The organism is Nocardia sp. NPDC006044 (assembly GCF_042871115.1).
Classification (GTDB): Bacteria; Actinomycetota; Actinomycetes; order Mycobacteriales; family Mycobacteriaceae; genus Nocardia.
Window position 1 is genome coordinate 21309 of the sequence record NZ_JBIAID010000004.1, and the last position, 15744, is coordinate 37052.

Sequence of the window (15744 nt, forward strand, 5' to 3'; positions counted from 1 at the left end):
GCGATCACCGTCGCCGGCGATGGGGCGCCCTCGAGTGCGGACGCCGCGACGGCCGTCGTCGGGAATGCCACTTCCACCGGTGCGGACGGCGCGAATTCGGACGCGAACAACACAACGCCCGATGCCGACAACGCGACCTCACCCTCCGACAACGCGACCTCAGCGGCAAAGGCCGGGACTCCGGAAACCAACGCTCCCAACCCGACCACCTACGACGCGACACCAGTCGCCAACAACACAGTGGCGGACTTCACCCCGGAGCATCTGGACGACGCCGAATTCCGGTCTGCGTTGGAGGCGATGTTGCTCGTCGTGGACGCTCCGGCCCCGGTAGAGCAGCTGGCGGCGGCGTTGGACGACACCACCGAGCGGGTGGACGAGGTGTTGCGGGAGATGCGGGCCGAGCTGTCCGCGCGGGGGAGCGGGATCGATCTGCGTTTCGTCGGGGACGGCTGGCGCTTCTATACTCGCAGCGAGTACGCACCATATGTCGAGCGGGTGCTGCTCGATGGCGCCCGCACCAAATTGACGCGGGCGGCGTTGGAAACTCTGGCGGTGGTGGCATACCGTCAGCCGGTGACCCGGACCAGGGTCAGCGCGGTGCGCGGCGTGAACGTCGATGGGGTGATGCGCACGCTGCTGGCCAGGGGCCTGCTCGCCGAGGCAGGCGTCGACCCGGAAACCAACGGGACGACGTATTGCACGACCGAGCTGTTCCTGGAACGGATCGGACTCGCGTCGCTGACCGATTTGCCGCCGCTGGCGCCCTTGCTCCCGGGCGTCGACCTGATCGATGAGATCAACGAGAGCCTGGAAACGGACCCCCGTTACACCAGGTTGAAAAAACCCGCCGAGGCCGACTTGGACCTCGGCAGCGAGGATTGACAGGACAAAATGAATACTTCCGCTCGCCGAGATGGCACACCGGATCGCAGGAAACGAAGTGACGAGCAGCGTCCCGTGCGCGGGGCCGCTCGAAGGGGGACAGAACGCGGCGCCGCGCGGGGCGAGGGCGGCTACCGCGGCGCAGCGCCGTCGGGCGGCGCCCGCGGAAACGCGCAGGGCGGCAACGCTTATCGCGGCCGCAGCGAGGGCGGCAACTACCGCGACCGCGCCGAAGGCGGCAGCCCGCGCGGCGGATCCGATCGCGGCGCGCAGGGTAGCTCCTACCGTGAGCGTTCCGAGGGCGGCAACGCCTACCGCGGCCGCAGCGAAGGCGGCTCGTCCCAGAGCGGCTACCGCGGCTCGCGCGACAGCAACTCGCAGAGCGGTTACCGCGGCAACTCTTCGCAGGGTGGCAGCGCATACCGCGGCCGCGGCGAGGGCGGTTACCGCGGCGACGCGCAGGGCGGCACCGGCTACCGCGCTCGCAGCGAGGCCGGTTCCGGTGACAACGCTTATCGCGGCCGTTACGAAGGCAACAGCTCGCGCGGCGAAACCGGCTCGGCCGGCAACGCCTACCGCAATCGCAGCGAGGCCGGTTCCGGTGGCAACGCCTACCGCGGCCGTAACGAAGGCGGCTCCGGCCAGGGCAACGCCCAGTCCGGCAACTCCTACCGCGCCGCCGCGCAGCCCGGCACCAGGTCGACCGGCAGCATCCCGCAGCGCCGCGCCGCCCAGTCCGCGCCGACCGGCAAGAAGAAGAGCACCAAGCCGCAGAAGCAAACCCAGTCGAACCCGCTGCTGAACAACGCCAAGCCCGCCAAGCGTCAGCATGTCGAGCCGGTCGCCTCCGAGGGCCACGAGAAGATGCCGTGGGGCGAGGGCGAACGCTTGCAGAAGGTCCTCGCCAAGGCGGGTGTGGCCTCGCGTCGCGCCGCCGAGGAGATGATCGCGCAGGGCCGGGTCGAGGTCGACGGCGCCATCGTGGTCGAGCAGGGTCTGCGGATCGACCCGGAACGCGCCGTGGTGCGGGTCGACGGCACCCGGGTGATGGTGCGCTCGGAACTGGTGCATGTCGTGCTGAACAAGCCGAAGGGCTGGCAGTCCACCATGTCCGACGATCTCGGCCGCCCCTGCGTCGGTGACATCGTCGCCGAGCGCATCGCGGCCGGCCAGCGGCTCTTCCATGTCGGCCGCCTGGACGCCGACACCGAGGGCCTGCTGCTGCTCACCAACGACGGCGACCTCGCGCACCGCCTGATGCACCCGTCCTACGAGGTCTCCAAGACCTATCTGGCGACGGTGAACGGCGAGGTGCACAAGGGCATCGGCAAGCAGCTCAGGGACGGCATCGAGCTCGAGGACGGCCCGGCGAAGGTTGACAGCTTCCAGGTGCTGGAGATCAACGAGGGACGATCCCTGGTGAAACTGGTGTTGCACGAAGGGCGTAAGCACATCGTGCGCCGGTTGCTCGACGCGGTCGGCCATCCGGTGTCCCGGCTGGTGCGCACGAATATCGGTCCGGTCGCACTCGGCGACCAGCGCCCCGGCACGCTGCGTGTGCTCGGTCGCGGTGAAATCGGCAAACTCTACGAGGCGGTGTCGTTGTGATGGGTGTGGAGATTCCGGTCGAGGCGCCCCGGCAGCTGTCGGGGACCAGTCCGCTCGTCGTGGCCATGGACGGCCCGTCCGGCACCGGTAAATCCAGCGTCTCGCGCCGCCTCGCCACCCGGCTCGGTGCCCACTACCTGGACACCGGCGCGATGTACCGGGTCGCCACGCTGCGCGTGCTGCGGGCAGGCATCGAGCTGTCCGACGCCGCCGCCATCGGCGCGGCGGTCAAGGAGCTGCCGCTGTCCATCGGCACCGATCCGCGCCGCGAGGTGATCGAGCTCGACGGCGAGGACGTGTCCGCGGAGATCCGCGGCGACGCCGTCACCAAGGCGGTCTCCGCGGTCTCCGCGGTGTCCGAGGTGCGCGACCTGCTCGTCGCGCTGCAACGCGAAATCGCCACGGCCGCACAGCGGATCGTGGTCGAGGGGCGCGACATCGGCACCGTCGTGCTGACCGACGCGGACGCCAAGATCTACCTGACCGCCTCGGCCGAGGCCCGCGCGCACCGGCGCAACCAGCAGAACATCGCCGAAGGCCGCGGCGACGACTACGAGGCCGTGCTCGCCGACGTGCAGCGACGCGACAACCTCGATTCCACCCGCAAGGTGTCCCCACTGCGTCCGGCCGACGACGCCGTGCTGGTCGACACCAGCGACCTGAACATGGATGAGGTCATCGACGAGCTGTATCGCGTTGTCGCGCAGCAGATTTCGGCGACCAGGACGGGAGGTCCGCAGTGACTGAAGACGTGATGGCCGGCGACGGCATCTGGAGCGACGAAACCGATTGGGAGCTCACCGATCTCGACGGCGAGTTCGCCGATGAAGATGTTCTGGCCATGCCGACGGTGGCGGTCGTCGGCCGCCCGAATGTCGGCAAGTCGACCCTGGTGAACCGCATTCTGGGCCGGCGCGAGGCGGTCGTCGAGGACATCCCCGGCGTCACCCGCGACCGGATTTCCTACGAGGCCAACTGGTCCGGGCGCCGCTTCCTGGTGCAGGACACCGGCGGCTGGGAGCCCGACGCCAAGGGCCTGCAACAGTCGGTGGCCAGGCAGGCCGAGGTGGCCATGCAGACCGCCGACGCGATCCTGCTCGTGGTCGACGCCGTCGTCGGCGCCACCGCGACCGACGAGGCCGCGGTGAAGAAGCTGCGCCGCTCCGAGATCCCGGTGATCCTGGTGGCCAACAAGGTCGACGATCAGAAGATCGAATCCGAGGCGGCCGCGCTGTGGTCGCTGGGTCTCGGCGAGCCGCGGATGGTCAGCGCGGCGCACGGTCGCGGCACCGGCGACCTGCTCGACGACGTGCTCGCCGTGCTGCCGGAAACCCCGCGCGAGGGCACCGGCGGCGCGGGCCCGCGCCGCGTCGCGCTGGTCGGCAAGCCCAACGTCGGCAAGTCCAGCCTGTTGAACAAGCTGGCCGACGACGAGCGCTCGGTCGTGCACGACGTCGCGGGCACCACCGTCGATCCGGTCGACTCGCTGGTCGAGCTCGGCGGCAAGATCTGGAAGTTCGTCGACACCGCCGGCCTGCGCCGCAAGGTCTCGCACGCGAACGGCACCGAGTTCTACGCCTCGCTGCGCACCAAGGCGGCGTTGGAGGCCTCCGAGGTCGCGATCATGCTGATCGACGCGTCCGAGCCGATCACCGAACAGGACCTGCGGGTGATCAGCATGGTCGCCGACTCCGGTCGCGCGCTCGTGCTCGCCTTCAACAAGTGGGACCTGGTCGACGAGGACCGCCGCCTGCAACTCGACCGCGAGGTGGACCGCGACCTGGCCCGCGTCCCGTGGGCGCAGCGGGTGAACATTTCCGCGCACACCGGCCGCGCGGTGCAGAAGCTGGTGCCCGCCATGGAAACCGCGCTCGAGTCCTGGGACAAGCGCGTCTCCACCGGTCGCCTGAACACCTGGCTCAAGGAGGTCGTCGCGGCCACCCCGCCGCCGATGCGTGGCGGGCGCCTGCCGCGCATCCTGTTCGCCACCCAGGCGACCACCCGCCCGCCGACGTTCGTCCTGTTCACCACGGGCTTCCTCGAGGCGGGCTACCGCCGCTTCCTGGAGCGCAGGCTGCGCGAGGAGTTCAACTTCGACGGCTCCCCGGTCCGCATCTCGGTCCGCGTCCGGGAGAAGCGCGAACGCACCGGCAAGAAGCGCTGACCGAAGCCGGCCAGCTCCGCTCGCGAGCCACCGCTCAGGCTGCCTACCGGTGGAGATGCCCCCGCCGGGCGCCTGTGTCCGACCGCCGAAAGGTGTGAGATGCGCGACGCGCTGACCGTGCCGACGCGCGAGCGGGGGAGGTGACCTGGCATTATCCGTCCATGGTCATTCCCAGCGTGCTGCCGGAACGTCCGACCGCCGGAACCCCGTTCGAGACGGGGTGGCCGGTACGTCTCGCCGACACCGACGGCGACCAGCGCCTTCGGCTCGACGCCATCGCCCGCTACCTGCAAGACATCGGGTTCGAACATCTCGACGCCGTCGAGGACGGCGACAACCACCGGGGCTGGGTGGTGCGCCGGACGGTGATGGATGTGCTCAAGCCGATCCAGTTCGGCGAGCGGGTCATCCTGCGCCGCTGGTGCTCCGGCCTGTCCACCCGCTGGTGCAATATGCGGGTGCAGATCAGCGGCAGCGCGGGCGGTCTGGTCGAGACCGAGGCCTTCCTGATCCACTTCGGCACCGAATCCGGCCTGCCCGCCCGGATGAGCGACCGCTTCATGGAGCCGATGCTGGCCGCCACCACCGAACACCGGCTGCGCTGGAAGGCCGCGCTCACCGACCCGGCGCCCGCGGCCGGCGCGGACGGGGTGACCGTGCGCCCGTTCCCGCTGCGCATCACCGATATCGACATGCTGGACCACGTCAACAACTCGGTCTACCTCAGCGGCGTCGAGGAGGTCCTGGCCGATCACGACGACCTGAAGTCCGGCCCGCATCGCGCGATCATCGAGTACGTGAAGCCGCTGAAGTCCGGCGACGACGTCGACTTGGCCGCCTTCCGCACCGGCTCGGCCCTCGACATCTGGTTCACCGTCTCCGGCGAAACCCACGCCGTCACCCGCGTCGTCCCCCTCTGAGTTCCGTCGCTCGGGCCTTCGACCAGGGAGGCCCGAGCCATCCGGGAAATAGGGGCGAGCAATTGGGGCGGTAGCAACGTAGGGGACCCCCGGTTGCGGCTAGCCCGCCTGACCTCCCAGCTCTGCGACGGTGGCGTGCGCGCCCTTGGCGTACAACGAATCCAGGACAGCGAGGTAGGCGCTGACGAACCGTGGTTCGTCGATCAGATCGCCGAAAACCGAACGCGCGCTGAGGAACGCGGTGCGGTCGTCGCGCTGCCGACGGGCCAGCGGGACCAGCTGGTCCCGCAGCGGATCCACGATGTCGATCGCCTCGCCCTGCTCGTCGATCCCCTCGGCATATCGCGCCCAGCTCGCGACAATCGCGGCGGCGCAAGTGATCTCACCACCGGCCGCGAGCCGCTGCCGGATCACCGGCAGCACCCACTTCGGTATCCGATCGGAGGACTCCGCGCACAACCGCGCCAGCGTGTCGCCGATCGACGGATTGGAGAACCGTTCGATCAGTGTGCGCTTGTACGCGCCGAGGTCGACTCCGGGCACCGGCAGCAGGGTCGGCGTCGCCTCGATGTCCATGTACCGCAACAGGAATCGCTGGAATGCCGGATCCTGTGCCGCGTCGTGCACCAGCCGATATCCGCTGAGGTAGCCGAAATAGGCCAGCGCCTGGTGACTCGCGTTCAGCAGCCGCAGCTTCATCAACTCGTAGGGCGCGACATCATCGACCAGCTGGACGCCGACCGAGCCGTAGTCCGGCCGCCCGAGCGTGAACGAATCCTCCAGTACCCATTGGGTGAACGGCTCCGTCACCACCGGCCACCGATCCGCCACCCCGAACCGACGGGCCAGCTCGTCCGCGGCCCCGGGCGGAGTGACCGGCGTGATCCGGTCCACCATCGAGTTCGGGAACCGCACCTCCCGCGCCACCCACTCGCCGAGTTCGGGGTCGCGTAACCGCGCGAACGCGCTGAATGTCGCCCGCGCGACATGCCCGTTTCCCTCGATGTTGTCGCACGACATCACCGTGAACGGCGCGATCCCGCGCGCCCTGCGCCGGGCCAGCCCCTCGACGATCAGCCCGAAGATGGTGGCGGGCACCGCGTTCGGCGCGAGATCGGCCCGGATGTCCGCGGCGTCGGTGTCGAACTCGCCCGTGGTCGCGGAGAAGTGATACCCGCCCTCGGTGACGGTGAGCGAGACGATCCGGGTGGCCGGGTCGGCGAGCTTGGCCAGCACCACCTCGGGATCGTCCGGGGCGTAAAGGTATTCGACGATCGAGCCGATCACCCGGGTGGTCCAGCTGCCGTCCGGCGCCAGGACCGACAGCGTGTACAGCCCGTCCTGTGCCGCCAGCGCGTCCCGCATCCGGCGATCGGCCGGCAGCACGCCGACCCCGCAGATGCCCCACTCCCGGGCGCCGCCGGCCTCCAGTAGCCGGTCGACATACATCGCCTGATGTGCGCGATGAAACCCGCCGACGCCGAAATGCACTATGCCGGTGGTGATTCCCGCCCGGTCATAGGTCGGCACGGCGATCGCCGAGTCGAGGTCGCGCAGCGTCGCGGCCCGCAACGGCGTGCTTGTGTCCCAAGTCATAACTACCCCACCACTGTTGTGTGCGTCACATCTCGGATGGTACTCTCTGTGAGCAGTAGCTCACATGCTGAGCATATGTTCAGCCTCGATGAGGAGGCCGTGTGGCCACCGTCCCTTCCCGCCCGGGTACGCCCGACGACGTCCGGCTCGCGCTCCGCGCCGCGCAGCTCTATCACCTGGAAGGCGCGACTCAGGCCGAAATCGCGGCCAAACTCGGTGTTTCCCGGCCCACCGCGGGCAGGCTCATCGCCAGGGCTCGCGCACAAGGCTTGGTGCGCATCGAGATCAGCGTTCCCGACGAACTGCGCGACGCCGTGCACACCGACCTGGAGAGCGACCTCGAGCGCGCCTTCGGGCTCACCGAGGTCGTGGTGCTCCGCGACGTCCCCGACGGCTCGCCCTCGGGCCTGCTGCCGCTGGCCCGCGCCGCGGTCGGCGTCCTCGCCCGTCGGCTGCAACCCCAGTCCACGCTCGGATTCACCTGGGGCCCAGAGACAATCGCCGTCGCGCACGAGCTGCGCACCAAATCCGCGCGCTGCGCCACCGTCGTTCAGCTCGACGGATCGATGACTTCGGTCGACTATCAGACCGGCGTCGATTACACCCTCGGCCGCTGCGCCACCGTGCTCCAGGCCACCCCGGTCCGCCTGAACGCCCCGCTCTACGCCGACGCCGCGACCGTGACCGCGCTGGAACAGGATTCGCTGCTCGGCCATCCGATGGCGCTGGGCCGCAACGCCGACGTGATGATGTTCGGCGTCGGCACCGTGTCCACGGCGACCACCCTGTTCGAGGGCAGTTACCTCGACGGCGCCATCCTCGACGAGCTGCGCGGTCTCGGCGCGGTCGGCGAGATCGGCGGCCGCTTCTTCCGTGCCGACGGCGCCGACGTCCCCGGATCGCTTGCCGCACGCACGGTTTCGGTCGGCCTCGACGCCATCCGGGCCTGCCCGGCCACGCTGCTGATCGCCGGCGGCGCGGTCAAACACGAGGCGACCCTCGCGGTGCTGCGCGGCGGCCTGGCCAAGATTCTCGTCACCGACCTCGAATGCGCGCGGTGGCTGCTGGAACAGAAGGAGGGCGCGGCCGATGAGCAGGCATAGCCCATGGCGGAGAAACACACTGGCGCTGGCCGTGTCGACGGTCCTGGCGACGGCGGGCTGCGCGGGCGCGGGCTCGTTCACCGCCGGCGGCGGGGACACGGTCACCATCGCCATGGTGTCGAACTCGCAGATGCAGGACGCGATCGCGCTGTCCGGTGAGTTCGAACGCGAAAACCCCGGCACCAAGCTGAAATTCGTGTCGCTGTCGGAGAACGAGGCGCGGGCCAAGATCACCGCCTCGGTCGCCACCCACGGCGGCGAGTTCGACGTGGTGATGATCAGCAACTACGAGACCCCGCAGTGGGCCGCGAACGGCTGGCTGACCGATCTTTCCGGCTACGCCCGCAACACCCCCGGTTACGACGAGCAGGATTTCATTCCGTCGCTGCGGAAGTCGCTGTCCTATCAGGGCAATATGTACTCGGTGCCGTTCTACGGCGAGTCCTCGTTCCTGATGTACCGCAAGGACCTGTTCGAACAGGCCGGGCTCACCATGCCCGCGGAACCGACCTGGGACCAGGTCGCCGACGCCGCCGCCAAACTCGACGACCCGGACCACGGCCGCTCCGGCATCTGCCTGCGCGGCAAGCCCGGCTGGGGCGAGGCACTGGCCCCGCTCAACACCGTGATCAACACCTTCGGCGGCCGCTGGTTCGACGAGAACTGGCACGCTCAGCTCAACAGCCCCGAAGTCGTTCGGGCCGTGGAGTTCTACATCGACCTGGTCCGTACGCACGGCGAGCCGGGCGCGGCCACCAGCGGTTTCGGTGAATGCGCCACGCAGCTGTCCCAGGGCAACACCGCGATGTGGTACGACGCCACCTCGGCCGTCGGCGTGCTGGAAGACCCGGCCGCCAGCAAGGTGGTCGGCAAGATCGGCTACGCGCTCGCCCCGATCCAGCAGAAGCCGAACTCCGGCTGGCTCTACACCTGGTCCCTCGGCATCCCGAAGACCAGCGACAAGCCCGACGCCGCATGGAAATTCGTCTCCTGGATGACCAGCAAGGCCTACATCGAGCGGGTCGGCCAGAAGCTCGGCTGGTCCCATGTCCCACCGGGCAGCCGGCTGTCGACCTACCAGATACCGGAATACAAAGAGGCCGCGAAAGCATATGGGCCGCTGACCTTGTCGGCGATGGAGGGGGTCGATCCCGAACACCCGGGGGTGCGGCCGGTGCCCTACACCGGCATCCAGTTCATCACCATCCCGGAGTTCCAGGACCTCGGCACCCGGGTGAGTCAGCAGATCAGCGCCGCGATCGCCGGCCGGATCAGCGTCCGGGCCGCGCTGGACCAGGCCCAGCAGTACGCCGAGGTGGTCGGCCGGTCGTATCGAGAGGGCCAGTAACCATGTCCGAAACCACTACCGCCCCGCCGCCTTCGGCGGAAAAGCCGGTCACGCCACCGCCGCTCGTCTCCCGCCGCGATCACATCTCGCGCGCCGAAGGCTGGCGCCGGCGCGGCCCGCTGCTGCCCGCGCTGATCTTCATGCTCGTGGTCACCCAGGTGCCGTTCGTCTTCACGCTGTACTACTCGACGCAGTCGTGGAACCTGGTGCGCCCCGGTTCCCGGCACTTCAACGGCTTGCAGAACTACGCGGATGTGTTCCGGGACAGCCAGTTCCGTGAGGTCGCGCTGAACACGGTGATCATGATCGTCGGCACCGTGATCATCTCGGTGATCCTCGGCCTGCTGCTCGCGCTCCTGCTCGACCGCGCGTTCTTCGGCCGTGGCGTCGTGCGCACCCTGCTGATCACCCCGTTCCTGGTGACTCCCGTTGCGGCCGCGCTCATTTGGAAGACCACCATGCTCGACCCGGTCTTCGGCCTGGTCAACTTCGTGCTGAAACCGTTCGGCGTCGGCCAGATCGACTGGGTGAGCAAATATCCGCTACCGGCGGTCATGGCCGACCTGGTCTGGCAGTGGACCCCGTTCATGATGCTGCTGATCCTGGCCGGGTTGCAGTCCATGCCGCGCGACATCGTCGAGGCCGCGAAGGTCGACGGCGCGAACTCCTTCGCCGTCTTCCGCGAACTCACGCTGCCGCACCTGCGCCGATTCATCGAGCTCGGCGCGGTGCTCGGCGCCATCTACCTGGTCAACACCTTCGACGCGGTCTACATGATGACCTCCGGCGGCCCCGGCATCGCCAGCTCGAACCTGCCCTTCTACATCTATCAGCGCGCGTTCCTCGGCTTCGACATCGGCCAGGCCGCCGCGATGGGCGTCGTCACCGTGATCGCCACCACCGTGGTGGCCACCCTGGCGTTGCGCCTGCTGTTCAAGTCCTTCACCGGAAAAGAGGAAGCAGCATGACTGCGCACACCCTCGACCAGAAGCCCGCCGTCAGCGCCGAGCAGCCGGCCGCAAAGGTGCGCAGGCGGCGCAGCAAGGCGGGGTTGTTCTGGAGCGCCCTGGCCTGGGTGGTCGGCATCGGCTTCTTCTTCCCGGTGCTGTGGATGGTGCTCACCGCCTTCAAACAGGAGGGCGACGCCTACACCGACCCGCCGAAGCTGTTCTTCACCCCGACCCTCGACCAGTTCGCCGCGGTCCTGGACAGCGGCATCGGTACCACGCTGCTCAATTCCACCTTCGCCACCGCGATGTCGACGATCCTGGTGCTCGTCCTCGGTCTGCCCGCGGCGTTCGCGCTGTCGCTGCGCCCGGTCCGCCGGACCCAGGACGCGCTTTTCTTCTTCATCGGCACCAAGATGCTGCCGGTGGTCGCGGCGATCGTCCCGCTGTACGTGATCGTCGGCGATATCGGCCTGCTCGACAACATCTGGGCGCTGGTCGTCCTCTACACCGCGATGAATCTGCCGATCGCGGTCTGGATGATGCGCTCGTTCTTCCTCGAGGTGCCCAGCGAACTGCTGGAGGCGGCCAGCATGGACGGCGCGAGCACCTGGACGGCGGTGCGCGAGGTGATCCTGCCGCTGGTCTCGCCCGGCATCGCCGCGACCGCGCTGATCTGCGTCATCTTCTCCTGGAACGAATTCTTCTTCGCGGTGAACCTGACCGCCGTGCAGGCCCAGACCATTCCGGTGTTCCTGGTCGGCTTCATCACGGGGGAGGGCCTGTACTGGGCCAGGTTGTCCGCCGCCGCGGTGCTCACCGCGCTGCCCGTTGTCCTGGCCGGGTGGATCGCGCAGAACAAGCTGGTGCGCGGTCTTTCGTTCGGCGCCATCAAGTAAGGAAAAACCATGGCCACCATTCGTTACGACTCGGCTTCCTGCGTCTACCCCGGTGCGCAAACCCTGGCGGTCGACTCGCTCGACCTGGACATCGCCGACGGCGAGTTCATCGTGCTGGTCGGGCCTTCCGGCTCCGGCAAGTCCACCGCGCTGCGCATGCTCGCCGGCCTGGAGGAGATCGACGCGGGCTCGATCCGCATCGACGGCGCCGACATGGTCGGCGTCCCGTCCAAGGACCGCGACATCGCCATGGTCTTCCAGAACTACGCGCTCTACCCGAACAAGACCGTCGGGGAGAACATGGGTTTCGCGCTCAAGATGCTCAAAGTGCCGCTGGCGGAACGCAAACGCCGCGTCGCCGAGGCCGCCGAACTGCTCGGCCTCACCCCGTACCTGGATCGCAAACCGGCGAAACTGTCCGGCGGGCAGCGGCAACGGGTCGCGATGGGCCGCGCGATCGTGCGCGAGCCGCGGGTGTTCTGCATGGACGAGCCGCTGAGCAACCTCGACGCCAAGCTGCGCGTGCAGACCCGCACCCAGATCGCCGCGCTGCAACGGCGGCTCGGCACGACCACCGTCTACGTCACCCACGACCAGGTCGAGGCCATGACCATGGGCGACCGGGTCGCGGTGTTGCGCGATGGCAGGCTACAACAGTTCAGCACCCCCGCCGAGCTCTACGATCGCCCCGCCACCGCGTTCGTGGCCGGCTTCATCGGCTCACCGTCGATGAACCTGTGCACCGTGCCGCTGGTCTCCGGCGGCGTCGAGATCGCCGGCACCACACTGGAATTGCCGCGCGAGCAGATGACCCGGCTGGCCGCGGCGAACCTGGACGAGGTAACCGTCGGCATCCGCCCCGAGCAACTCGAACTGCGCAGGGACGGCACCGGTTTCGCGGTCACCGTGGAGCTGATCGAGGAGCTGGGCAGCGAATCCTACGTCTACGCACGGCCTTCCACGAAGGTCGCCGGGCTGGACGGCGAATCGTTCCTGTTCGTATCCCGCTCGGCGATCCGGGCACCGGCCGCACTGGCCGAATCGGTCAGCCTGACCGTGACCGACGCCGCCGCGGTGCACCTGTTCCACCCGGTAACCGGCGAACGGATCACCGAATAGGCGTGCCGATACGTGAACAATGCGTTATCACTTCGTGTGCGGACAAATGCACGGTGGGCTACTAACGTTCCCTAGCGGAGCGGCCGCATCCCCGCCGCTGTATGGACAACCGCACCGGAGGCATGCGTGACCGTCGACTCCCCAGCGATCGGTAGAACCGCCCTGCACAACGTTCGCGTCTTCGACGGCCACGGCCTGACCGAGCCGACGACGGTGGTGATCGACGGGGCGGTGATCGGCGCCGACGCCGAGGGTGCCGACCGGGTCGACGGTCAGGGCGCGATCCTGCTACCCGGTCTCATCGACGCCCACGTCCACCTAGCCGGGCCGGAATCGCTCGACCAGCTCGCCGCGCACGGCGTGACCACGGCGCTGGACATGACCACCTTCCCGCCGGAGAAGCTCGCGGCACTGCGTAACCGGCCCGGTACCACCGACATTCGCAGCGCGGGCACGCCGATCATCGGCGCGGACGGCATGCACGCCCGCCTTCCCGGCCTGGCCGAGCACGCGGTCATCCGCGGTCCCGAGCAGGCCGAGGCGATGGTCGCCGAGCGTGCCGCGGCCGGGTCGGACTACATCAAGCTCGTGCTGGAGGCGCCCGGAGAAGGTGGCCCGGACGAGGCCGCCGCCAAAGCCGTTGTGGCCGCGGCGCATGCCAAGGGGCTGCGGGTGGTCGCGCACGCGGCGTCGCTCGGCGCCTACACCCTGGCCCTCGACGTGGGCGTGGATGTCGTCACGCACATTCCGTCCGACGGCCAGCTGCCCGCCGAGGATGTGCGGCGGATGAAGTCCGAGGGCCGGGTCGCCGCGCCGACGCTGGTCATGATGCAGGGCCTCGCAACGGCTTTGGGCCGGCTCGGCTTCGCCGACAGCCTGGCCAGTGTGGCGACGCTGCACGCCGCGGGCGTGCCGATCCTGGCGAGCAGCGATGCCAATGCCGAGCCGGGCGTGCCGTATCAGCCGCCGCACGGCGACTCGCTGCACCGCGAATTGGAACTGCTTGTCACCGCGGGGCTGACCCCGGTGGAGGCGCTGAGCGCCGCGACCACCTTGCCCGCCCGCTACTTCGGCCTGTCCGACCGCGGCGCCGTCGCCCCCGGCCTGCGCGCCGACCTCGTCCTGATCGACGGCGACCCGCTGGCCGACATTCACGCCACCCGCGCCATCTCCCGAGTCTGGTGCGGCGGCATTCCGCACGCCTGAGCGGCGCGAGACAAGGCGAGCCGTCGGGGTGTCGCCCAACTGCCTAGACGACACCCTGACGGCTCTCCACCTTCAGAGCGACATGACCCCTTGCGATCTGAGCAACCTGGTCAGATTCGCGCTCACCAGCCCCGCCGCCCGCAGCACCGCCTCCGCGATCGCGGGCAGCCGGTTCAGCTCGCCCACGGTCCCGGCCAGCGCGGCCACCACCTCACCGGCGGGCCCGCGCACCGGCGCCGCGACGCAGGCCAGCCCGAACCGGCTCATGTCGGTGTCGTAGCCCAGTCCGCGTTCGCGCGCCACCGTGATCTGCCGGTTCCATTCGCGCGGCGAGAACCCCTCCGGCGGCGTGTGCGCCGGATGCCCGATGGCCAGCACCTGCTCCGCCGCGGTACCCGAGGGCAGCAACACCCCCGCGCGCAGCGGGAAGACCTCGTCGATCTCCCGCCCGATGCCCCCGATCAACATCGTGTGCCCCCGATCGGTCACCGACAGGCTGAAACCGCCCCGGTCCGTCGCCGCCGTCAACTGCCCGAGCGGCCGGGCCGAGGCGGCCCGCAGCAACCGGGCCGGCTGCCAGGTCTGGCCGAGCCGGAACACCCGCGGCCCGATCTGATACCGGCCGCCGCGGCGTTGTACTGCTCCTTCCACCACCAGTTGATTGAGTAACCGATAGGCGGTTGCCTTCGGTAATCCCGCCGTCGACGCCAGCTGGGTCAGGCCCAGCTCATCTCCGTGCGCGAGAGCCTCCAACAGGGCAAATGCCCCCTCGAGCACGCCGCGGCCCCCCATGGCCGGCTTCTCCATCGTCGTTTCGTTCACTCTCTGTCCTCCCGTGCAGATACTGCGACGAACCGAGCACGTGGTGCATATCGTCCACGGTCCAGCAAATGGAACGCCCGGTTCGCTCATCAGACCGACAACTTCCGCGGGCGGCCGACCAGCTACAGCATTGGTCCGTCGCGCCGAACCGGCACCGGGCGGTTCTTCTACACCGAAGAGTCTCCGGTTTCGGCCCTTCACCCACGTTTCATCGACGTCTCACGGCGTCGAGCCGGTGAAATCCGCGGCGCGAGCAACCACTCGGGGGAATTTCGGGCAGACGAAATCGAGGGAGATCACATGGTGGACAGCCTTTTCGCGGACGTGTCATATTTTCAATCGCCGGTGGACGATTCCTATCCGCACGGCATCCTCAGCTTCCGCTCCAACGACGGCACGTTCCGCGACCCCAACTTCCCGGCGAACTACGAATGGGCTTGCCGGGCAGTCGATTCGGGACGACTGGCGTGCTTCGTCGTGTACTTCTACTGGCGGCCGAACTGGCTGGAGACCGTCGAGACCCACCGTGCGATGGTCGGCCGAATGGGCGGCCCGCATCCGCGGATGATCGTCATGATCGACGTCGAATCCGGGGGCAATCCCGGCGGTGATCAATCCGGCGGAATCAACGCCGCCTACTGGAATCTCGCCGACTGGCTCGGCGACCGCCGCCGGGTGATCGGCTACGCCAACCAGGCCGATTTCTTCGCCATGTGGCCCGACCGCCCCGACGGCCTGCGCGTGGTCGGCGCCGGGTACGGCCGCAACCCGAACCTGCCCGGCCAGCTCGCGCACCAATACACCGACGGCCAGGGCTACGGCGGCGGCCTGCCCGAGGGCTGCCCGCCGTTCGGCGACTGCGACATGAATGCCGCCTACGACATGTCGCCCCAGGATTTCGCCGCGGCGTGCGGCGTCGGAATAGAGGAGGAATTCATGTCCGCACTGAGCGACCTCGAGCAACGCGAGCTGCTCGACAAGACCCGGGCGATCTGGATCCAGCTGCTCGGCCCCGAGGGCAGCGGCTGGCCCCAGCTCGGCCAGAACGACAAGGGCCAGAACCGCACCCCCGTCGACGCCCTCGCGGTCGTCGAGGACGCGCTCGAACGCCCACGGAAATAGCCGCG

14 protein-coding genes are annotated in these 15744 nt (G+C 68.9%); 12 read left to right on the top strand and 2 right to left on the bottom strand.

Going from position 1 to position 15744, the window contains the following annotated elements:
• Positions 1-240 precede the first annotated feature (240 nt).
• The 5 genes from scpB (at position 241) to ACFYO1_RS31335 (ending at position 5577) form a co-directional block, all read left to right on the top strand.
• Complete coding sequence (gene scpB, locus ACFYO1_RS31315) at positions 241-885, top strand: SMC-Scp complex subunit ScpB (RefSeq protein WP_387241622.1); 645 nt, start codon at positions 241-243, stop codon at positions 883-885.
• Positions 886-960: 75 nt separating this feature from the next.
• Positions 961-2493 carry a pseudouridine synthase gene (locus ACFYO1_RS31320; RefSeq protein ID WP_387238794.1) on the top strand — a complete coding sequence of 511 codons (1533 nt, stop codon included), beginning with the start codon at positions 961-963 and terminating at the stop codon, positions 2491-2493.
• Positions 2493-3236, top strand: a complete 744-nt coding sequence (gene cmk / locus ACFYO1_RS31325; protein ID WP_387238797.1) for a (d)CMP kinase — start codon at positions 2493-2495, stop codon at positions 3234-3236. The genes ACFYO1_RS31320 and cmk overlap by 1 nt, the downstream gene beginning before the upstream one ends.
• 11 nt (positions 3237-3247) lie before the next feature.
• Complete coding sequence (gene der / locus ACFYO1_RS31330; protein WP_387241625.1) at positions 3248-4657, top strand: ribosome biogenesis GTPase Der; 1410 nt, start codon at positions 3248-3250, stop codon at positions 4655-4657.
• A gap of 161 nt (positions 4658-4818) precedes the next feature.
• Positions 4819-5577, top strand: coding sequence for an acyl-[acyl-carrier-protein] thioesterase (locus ACFYO1_RS31335; protein WP_387238801.1), 759 nt, complete (start codon positions 4819-4821; stop codon positions 5575-5577).
• Between the two features lie 99 nt (positions 5578-5676).
• Here the strand turns inward: ACFYO1_RS31335 and ACFYO1_RS31340 are convergent, their stop codons facing one another.
• Positions 5677-7173 (bottom strand): mannitol dehydrogenase family protein, encoded by a 1497-nt coding sequence (locus ACFYO1_RS31340; RefSeq protein ID WP_387238804.1) that lies wholly within the window; start codon positions 7171-7173, stop codon positions 5677-5679.
• A gap of 101 nt (positions 7174-7274) precedes the next feature.
• On the opposite strand from ACFYO1_RS31340, the gene ACFYO1_RS31345 reads away from it, so the two are divergent.
• The 6 genes from ACFYO1_RS31345 (at position 7275) to ACFYO1_RS31370 (ending at position 13795) form a co-directional block, all read left to right on the top strand.
• The gene (locus tag ACFYO1_RS31345) at positions 7275-8276 is read left to right on the top strand and encodes a sugar-binding transcriptional regulator (RefSeq protein ID WP_387238807.1); all 1002 of its coding nucleotides are present in this window, start codon (positions 7275-7277) and stop codon (positions 8274-8276) included.
• Positions 8263-9624, top strand: a complete 1362-nt coding sequence (locus ACFYO1_RS31350; protein WP_387238810.1) for an ABC transporter substrate-binding protein — start codon at positions 8263-8265, stop codon at positions 9622-9624. The genes ACFYO1_RS31345 and ACFYO1_RS31350 overlap by 14 nt, the downstream gene beginning before the upstream one ends.
• Positions 9625-9626: 2 nt before the next feature.
• The gene (locus ACFYO1_RS31355; RefSeq protein ID WP_387238813.1) at positions 9627-10592 is read left to right on the top strand and encodes a carbohydrate ABC transporter permease; all 966 of its coding nucleotides are present in this window, start codon (positions 9627-9629) and stop codon (positions 10590-10592) included.
• Positions 10589-11470: a carbohydrate ABC transporter permease gene (locus tag ACFYO1_RS31360; RefSeq protein WP_387238817.1), complete on the top strand. Its 882-nt coding sequence runs from the start codon at positions 10589-10591 to the stop codon at positions 11468-11470. Before ACFYO1_RS31355 ends, ACFYO1_RS31360 begins: the two co-directional genes overlap by 4 nt.
• Before the next feature lie 9 nt (positions 11471-11479).
• On the top strand, positions 11480-12589 hold the full coding sequence (locus ACFYO1_RS31365; protein WP_387238820.1) for an ABC transporter ATP-binding protein: 1110 nt from the start codon (positions 11480-11482) through the stop codon (positions 12587-12589).
• Between the two features lie 126 nt (positions 12590-12715).
• A complete protein-coding gene (locus ACFYO1_RS31370; protein ID WP_387238823.1) occupies positions 12716-13795 on the top strand; it encodes an amidohydrolase family protein in 1080 nt (359 codons plus the stop codon).
• Positions 13796-13867: 72 nt separating this feature from the next.
• Here the strand turns inward: ACFYO1_RS31370 and ACFYO1_RS31375 are convergent, their stop codons facing one another.
• Complete coding sequence (locus ACFYO1_RS31375; protein ID WP_387238826.1) at positions 13868-14617, bottom strand: IclR family transcriptional regulator; 750 nt, start codon at positions 14615-14617, stop codon at positions 13868-13870.
• A gap of 300 nt (positions 14618-14917) precedes the next feature.
• Between ACFYO1_RS31375 and ACFYO1_RS31380 the strand changes: the two genes are divergently transcribed.
• Entirely contained in the window at positions 14918-15739 is an 822-nt protein-coding gene (locus ACFYO1_RS31380; RefSeq protein ID WP_387238828.1) for a hypothetical protein, read from the top strand.
• Positions 15740-15744 lie beyond the last annotated feature (5 nt).

Excerpts from the sequence above, each read along its gene's own strand:
- cmk (WP_387238797.1), top strand. The coding sequence starts at position 2,493 with ATGGGTGTGGAGATTCCGGTCGAGGCGCCCCGGCAGCTGTCGGGGACC.
- der (WP_387241625.1), top strand. The coding sequence starts at position 3,248 with ATGGCCGGCGACGGCATCTGGAGCGACGAAACCGATTGGGAGCTCACC.
- ACFYO1_RS31335 (WP_387238801.1), top strand. The coding sequence starts at position 4,819 with ATGGTCATTCCCAGCGTGCTGCCGGAACGTCCGACCGCCGGAACCCCG.
- ACFYO1_RS31340 (WP_387238804.1), bottom strand. The coding sequence starts at position 7,173 with ATGACTTGGGACACAAGCACGCCGTTGCGGGCCGCGACGCTGCGCGAC.
- ACFYO1_RS31350 (WP_387238810.1), top strand. The coding sequence starts at position 8,263 with ATGAGCAGGCATAGCCCATGGCGGAGAAACACACTGGCGCTGGCCGTG.
- ACFYO1_RS31355 (WP_387238813.1), top strand. The coding sequence starts at position 9,627 with ATGTCCGAAACCACTACCGCCCCGCCGCCTTCGGCGGAAAAGCCGGTC.
- ACFYO1_RS31360 (WP_387238817.1), top strand. The coding sequence starts at position 10,589 with ATGACTGCGCACACCCTCGACCAGAAGCCCGCCGTCAGCGCCGAGCAG.
- ACFYO1_RS31365 (WP_387238820.1), top strand. The coding sequence starts at position 11,480 with ATGGCCACCATTCGTTACGACTCGGCTTCCTGCGTCTACCCCGGTGCG.
- ACFYO1_RS31380 (WP_387238828.1), top strand. The coding sequence starts at position 14,918 with ATGGTGGACAGCCTTTTCGCGGACGTGTCATATTTTCAATCGCCGGTG.